The following is a 6,538-nucleotide window of genomic DNA, read 5'->3' on the forward strand; positions in this document are numbered from 1 at the left end:
CCTCGAGGCCGAATCCATTGGACTCGTCGACCGGGTCGTCCCGCTCGGCGACCTCGCGTCGACAGCCCGAGCTTTCGCGGTCGAGATCGCAACGTCGGCTCCGCTGGCCGTCGAGAGCATCCGGGCCACCTTGCGCGGCGACCTCGCCGATCGGGTGGAGTCCGCCACGCGTCGCGAGCTCGCCGAGCAGGAACGGCTGCGTCGGACCGACGACTTCCAGGAGGGGACGCGAGCCATGTCCGAACGCCGTACCCCCGATTTCACGGGGATCGAATGATGGGTTCGAACATCGACAGGCGTTTCACTCGGGGGGCCGGGCGGGTACTTCCGCACCGATGACTTCACCCAAACAGATCACCATCGTCGGTGGCCACGGCCAGATCGCCCGCCATCTCTCGCGGAAGCTCGTGGCGCGCAGCCACGCCGTCCGGGGCCTCGTGCGCTCCAGCGATCAGTTCGACGACCTCCGCGAGGACGGCGCCGAGCCCATCCTCTGTGACATCGAGGCGGCCGACGAGTCACACCTGGACGCGGCACTCACCGACAGCGACGTCGTCGTCTTCGCTGCGGGAGCCGGTCCGGACAGTGGCCCCGATCGTAAACGCACTCTCGATCGTGACGGAGCGGTCAAGTCGGTCGAATCGGCGATCCGGGTGAACGCCGAACGGTTCGTGATCGTCAGCTCGATGGGCGCCGACGATCCGCCCGACGGCGATGAGACGTTCAGCGTGTACCTTCGGGCCAAGAATGAGGCCGACGAGGCCGTGCGCGACGCGTCCGGTCGCTCGAAGCTGGCACACACCATCGTTCGCCCCGGCAAGTTGACCGATGGCGACTCGACAGGTTCGGTGCAGGTCGCGGAGCACGCCGACCGAGCCGAGATCCCCCGCGTCGACGTGGCCGAGGTGCTCGCCGAGCTCATCGATTCCGGGCGGGGCATCGACGCAACGTTCGAGGTCGTCTCGGGTTCCGTCCCGATCGCTGACGCCGTCCGCGCGCTCGGCTGAAGCGATCCACGAGTCGGGAGCGGGGTTCGGTCTGTTGACGGGTGACCTCGAGCAACGAGGGAAACGGGCGTGATCGCCCCGACGCTGCGAAGGCGGAGCCCGCCGAAGTCGCCATCGACTCGGAGCGCAGCGAATCGGTGGGACGGAACCCGGGTCGGCTTGGAGTCGGATCGGCATCGTGACAGCCGCTCGTGACCACCGTCGTAGATTGACCGCTGGGGCGGTTGGCGGACGGCATCGCCACGAAACGAGGAGGACCCGTGGACACTCTGACGCTCAGCGATGGAAGAACCCTCGCCGACGAATCGTGAACACTGTTACACAACCCGACGACCAGACCTTCCTGGACGACGTCGAGGGCTACTGCGGAAAGCTCAGCTACGCGCCCGGGGAGCAGGTGGCGCTGCACGTGTCGACCCGACGAGATCGGTACGCCGTTCGAGTCGAGCGATGGGGTGCGCAGCGCGAGGTGGTCTGGAGCGCACGCGACCTCCCTGGCGAGTTCTTCGAGCCGCCGACCGATGCCGACTCCGACGGGTGCCGGTGGCCGATCGCGGTCCAGTTCCCGGTCGAGCATGGATGGCGCTCCGGCTTCTACCTGGTCACGCTCGAGGCCGCCGACACGTCCCCGGGGCGTGACGTGGCCCACGCCTGTTTCGTCGTGCGGGCCGATCCCGCCGACCGCGCCCGGGCGTTGTACGTGCTCGACACCAACACGTGGCACGCCTACAACACGTGGGGCGGACGGAGCTTGTACACCGGCGGCCACCAGGTGTCGCACGCGCGACCGTTCGGACGAGGAATGCTGTCGCGGCCCGATGTCGACCGCGACGACCGCAAGGCTCGACCTCGACGCTGGGGCGAGGAGCCCGACGTCGACGGCGCGGCGTTCCAGCGCTACCGCACCGAACACGACTACCCCGCCGCCATCGGATCGGCGGGCTGGTTCACGCATGCCCGCCGCTTCGTCGAATGGGCCGAAGGTGCCGGCTATCGACTCGACTACGCCATCTCGACCGACCTCGAACACCACCCCGACCTCCTCGACGCCTACGACCTCGTGATCAGCATCGGCCACGACGAGTACTGGTCGGCTGGTCAACGCGAGGCCATGGACGCCCACGTGGAGCGTGGCGGACACCTCGTCAGCTTCTCGGGCAACACATGCTTCTGGCAGGTCCGCATCGAGGACCTGCCCGGCGGCATCGCCATGGTGGGTCACAAATATCGCGCCCATCTCGACGACCCCGTCGTCGACGATGGCCGGCCCGACCAGATGACCGGAATGTGGGCCGATCCCCTCGTCGGCCGACCGGAGTGGGAGCTGCTGGGTGCGAGCTCGACGTTCGGTCTGTACCACCGCTTCGGTGCCGCGACGCCGCGCGGAGTCGGCGGATTCGTGGTGTATCGCAGCGATCACTGGATGTTCGCCGGAACGGGGCTGACGTACGGCGACGTGCTCGGCGTCGACGACGGCATCGTCGGCTACGAGACCCTCGGCTGTCCGTTGACGTTCGACGAGTTCCAGCTGCCGGTCGCGGCCCCGCGACCCGGACTCCCGGCTGACATCGAGATCGTGGCGTTCACCCCGTCGAGCAACCTCGCCGTCGGGGAGTACCCCGCCTCGATCTCCGCGCTCAGCGACCAGGGTGACCTCGAGTTCATCGCCGAGCGGGTGTACGGCGGCACGAGCGACGTGAACCTGGCTCGGGTGCGCCATGGGAACTCCGTCATGTTGAGCTGCCGCCCGAACGGTCCGACCGGCGGAGAGGTCGTCACCGTCGGCACCACGGACTGGGTCTTCGGTCTCGACGGGGACCCCGCCGTTGCTCAGGTCACGGCCAACGTGCTCGACCACTTCCTGGCGGATTGACCGGCACGCCGGCTCTACAGATCCTTGACCAGGCGGAGCGCGTCGTAGATCGCCGCATGGATGTTGCGACCCGCGACCGCATCTCCGATCCTGAAGAGCTGGAACGAGCCCGTCGCATTGCGCTCGAGCGTCTGCGGCCGACCGTCGATCAGCGTGCCGTAGTCGACCGCTCCCAGGTTGATCGATGACGGTTTCAAGTCGAAGTAGAGCTCATCCATCGGTTGCGTCCCGTGATCGACGATGACGTGATCGACGTGACGTGGGCTGCAGTGCTCGGAATGATCGCTGCCGACCTCGGCACACAACGCACCGTCCTCGGGCCTCACCGTCACCACACGCTGGTTGATCGAGATTCGCGTGTCGGTCTCGTTGAACGCGCGTGCATACGGAACGTGATTCATGCCGCCGACCTCGATGCCGAACATCCGCTCCGGCGTGACGATCTCCAGGTCGGCGCCCGAGCGGGCGATCATCTCCGCCGCCGACAGCGCCGAGTGCGTGCCGTTGTCGTCGTAGAACAGGACACGGCCGGTTGGCGTCACATCGCCGCCGAGTACGTCCCAGCTGGTCGCAACATGTTCGATCCCGCTCTCGAGTTCCGGGGGTTGCGGAAGTCCGCCGGTGGCGACGATCACCACATCGGGCTGCAACGACAGGACCAGATCGGCGTCGGCGAACGTGTCGCAGCGAACGTCGACACCGAGCCGTTCGAGCTCCTTGACGCGCCAGTCGACGATGCCGATGAGGTCGACGCGGCGGGGGTTGCGAACGGCGAGCCGGATCTGTCCACCGGCCCACGGCATCGCCTCGAGGACCGTGACGTCGTGCCCCCGCTCGCCGGCGACGCGAGCCGCTTCCAATCCACCCGGGCCGGCGCCGATGACGACGACGCGGCGCGTGTGGTCGGCATGCTCGATCACGTGCGGCATCGTCGCCTCGCGGCTCGTCGCAGCGTTATGGATACACAGGGCCTCGCCGGCTTCGTAGATCCGATCGAGGCAGTACGTCGCACCCACGCACGGCCGGATCTGATCCTCGCGGCCGCTGATGATCTTGTTGACCAGGTGCGGATCCGCGATCTGAGCGCGGGTCATGCCGACGAGGTCGAGCTTGCCCTCGCGGATGGCATGCCGCGCGGTGGCGACGTCGTCGATCTTCGCGGCGTGCAGCACGGCGAGGTTCGTCGCCGATCGGACCATGCCAGCGAAGTCGAGAAATGGCGCTGCGGGCATGCCGTGGATGGGGATGACATCGGTGAGTTCGACGTCGTTGTGGATCGACCCCTTTGCAACGTTGATGAAGTCGATCAGAGCCGCTGCTTCGAGTCGACCGAGGATGTCCATGCCGACCTCCGCATCGAACCCGCCGGGGACCGATTCTTCGATGAACATCCGGAGCCCGATGATGAAGTCTGGTCCGACCCGGTCCCGAACCGCTTCGAGCACCATCCAGGGGAACCGGAGGCGGTTGTCGAACGAGCCGCCCCACTCGTCGGACCGTCGGTTCGTGCCCGGCGACCACCATGCGTCGAAGAGATGTCCATACGACTGGAGCTCGATCCCATCCATGCCCCCGGCCTGCATTCGTTCGGCCGCGTCCGCGTACTTGGCGACGATCCGTTCGATGTCCCAGTCCTCTGCCTCCTTCGGAATCGACCGATGAGCCGGCTCGCGGATCGGCGACGGGGCCAAGACGGGAAGCCAGTCGCCGCCTGCCCACCCGGTCCGGCGTCCCAGGTGGGTGATCTGGATCATGCACGCCGCGCCGTGTTCGTGCACGCCGTCGGTCAGCCGCTGGATCCACGGAACGATCTCGTCGTCGTACGCGTGCAGATTGCCGAACGATGGCGGGCTGTCTTCGGCGACCACGGCCGATCCGGCGGTCATCGTCAGCGCGACTCCGCCCTTGGCCTTCTCCTCGTGATACAGGCGATAACGATCGGTCGGCATCCCCGCGTCGGCATAGGCGGGCTCATGTGACGACGAGAAGATGCGGTTGCGCAGTGTGAGATGCTTCAGCTCGAACGGCTCGAGCAGCGGGTCGCTCATCGGTCAATCGTCTCACAGCGCTGTCTTCACCGCTCTTCGTCGTCCTCTGATCGCTGGACATACTCGACGACCAACTCGTCGAGTCGGGCGACCGCGAACTCGAGTTCGACATCGTCTGGTACTGACTCGATGTGCACGATCTGCCCGTCGCGCGCAACCAGGAGAAACAGTCCCGGGAGCATCTCATCGAGGTCACCCCCGTCGCTGAAGTTCCAATGAGAGATCTGGGCAATCCCTCCCGCTTCGGACAACGATTCGAGTCGACCGACGACGCCGACCCCCGACAGTTCCTTCACGCGTGAACTGAGGTCGAACCACTCCGCCTTAGTCATCCTGGGCCACGCCAGAAACTTGCGATCATCGATCACGACGTTGTCAGAGATGCAGTCCGCGAGGCGTTCGTGATCGCGGTCGTATGCCCGGCACGCGGCGAAGACGGGGGCTGCCACATCGGCATCGCTGAGTCGGTCGACGACGATCCACCGCTCGTCGAGACAGTCGGCTGCTGCGCGCAACGAGTGCTCATCGAAGTCGAAGTGGGTGATCCGCGCGATCTGGCCGGACCCGGTTGCTTCCTCGACGGCGAACCGGTGGAAGGTCTGGCCATCGCGTGTGCCGTGCAGGTGCACGAGCGCAAGTCGTTCTCCTCGGGTGGCCATGACATCGCGGTGCTCGGCGTCCAGCCCGAGTCGGGTCACACCCTCGGCGCTGGAGACACCTGCGATGTCGGCGAATTCGGCGATCATCGAGTTGCCGTGTTGATCCTTGGCGATCAGATCGTCTGCGAGCATCGCACCGACCCACGACCAGAACGAGTTCCGAGCGGCCGTCTGCACCAGGATCCCGAGCGAGACGGCAGCGTTGACGAGACGGTGCGGTGTATCAACGGCCCGTAATTCGTCGAATTTCTGCGCCGCCTCCGCGTACTGATCGTTCGAAAACTGATGTTGAACGCCCGTGAGCATGTTTGCAGGATTCTGGGCCGACACCAACAGGTTGCGGTCGTCGTACACGGCGCCATCCGGTGTCGACACGACCGTCAACGTCTCGAAGAACGAGGCCTGATGGTCGACACCGTGAATTCGGGTGCTGAGCATCCGCGCGGTTCCACCCACCTGGTGGAACGAGCGGAGTCGCTCGGCGAATCCCTCCAGATCCAGTTCGGGCCAGCCCATCTGTCGGTGATCGATCATCCGGCACGACGGGTCGTTGATCTGCAGTCCGCGGTCGACGTCGCCCAAGGAGACCGCACGAAAGGCGCGTTGACTGATGCGCAGAACCAACCCCAGAGCGGGATCGTCGATCTCGTCGAGGAACAACTGGTCGAGTTCGTCCATCGCTGCGAGATAGTCGTCAGCGTCGAAGAGGATCGCGCTCTCCACACGGCCCAGAGCATTTCGTCGCTCGACGACAAGGCAGTCGAGTTCGCGGCCTCGACCACCGTCTCGATGCCCCACCGTGGCGCGACTCAGTGTCAGACGGTCGCCACGTTCGGCGATCGTCTCGCGGACTCCCGCTGGATCGAGGAACGAGCGGTTCGCGCCCCGTTCCTCCGCCGACCGGTCGGCGCCGACAAGCTCCGCTTCGGTCGTCGAACGACGATCATCCAC

The 6,538-nt window shown here is 66.1% G+C and carries 5 protein-coding genes; 3 read left to right on the forward strand and 2 right to left on the reverse strand.

All coding sequences use genetic code 11. The features are described 5' to 3' along the window. From WBV89_RS10260 to WBV89_RS10270, 3 genes are all read left to right on the forward strand, one after another. A partial coding sequence (locus WBV89_RS10260; protein ID WP_423981246.1) for an enoyl-CoA hydratase/isomerase family protein occupies nt 1-277 on the forward strand: 277 nt, incomplete at its 5' end. Nucleotides 278-335: 58 nt separating this feature from the next. Next, nucleotides 336-1,007 carry an SDR family oxidoreductase gene (locus tag WBV89_RS10265; RefSeq protein ID WP_423981247.1) on the forward strand — a complete coding sequence of 224 codons (672 nt, stop codon included), beginning with the start codon at nt 336-338 and terminating at the stop codon, nt 1,005-1,007. Nucleotides 1,008-1,314: 307 nt separating this feature from the next. Next, a complete protein-coding gene (locus WBV89_RS10270) occupies nt 1,315-2,880 on the forward strand; it encodes a N,N-dimethylformamidase beta subunit family domain-containing protein (protein WP_423981248.1) in 1,566 nt (521 codons plus the stop codon). A gap of 14 nt (nt 2,881-2,894) precedes the next feature. On the opposite strand, the gene WBV89_RS10275 is transcribed toward WBV89_RS10270, so the two are convergent. Together WBV89_RS10275 and WBV89_RS10280 are read right to left on the reverse strand one after the other, a co-directional pair. Further along, nucleotides 2,895-4,928: an FAD-dependent oxidoreductase gene (locus WBV89_RS10275; protein ID WP_423981249.1), complete on the reverse strand. Its 2,034-nt coding sequence runs from the start codon at nt 4,926-4,928 to the stop codon at nt 2,895-2,897. A 26-nt stretch (nt 4,929-4,954) separates the two neighbouring features. Continuing rightward, the coding region (locus tag WBV89_RS10280) for a hypothetical protein (protein WP_423981250.1) at nt 4,955-6,538 on the reverse strand (1,584 nt) is incomplete at its 5' end.

Origin of the sequence: Ilumatobacter sp., assembly GCF_049588435.1 — a bacterium.
GTDB lineage: Bacteria > Actinomycetota > Acidimicrobiia > Acidimicrobiales > Ilumatobacteraceae > Ilumatobacter_A.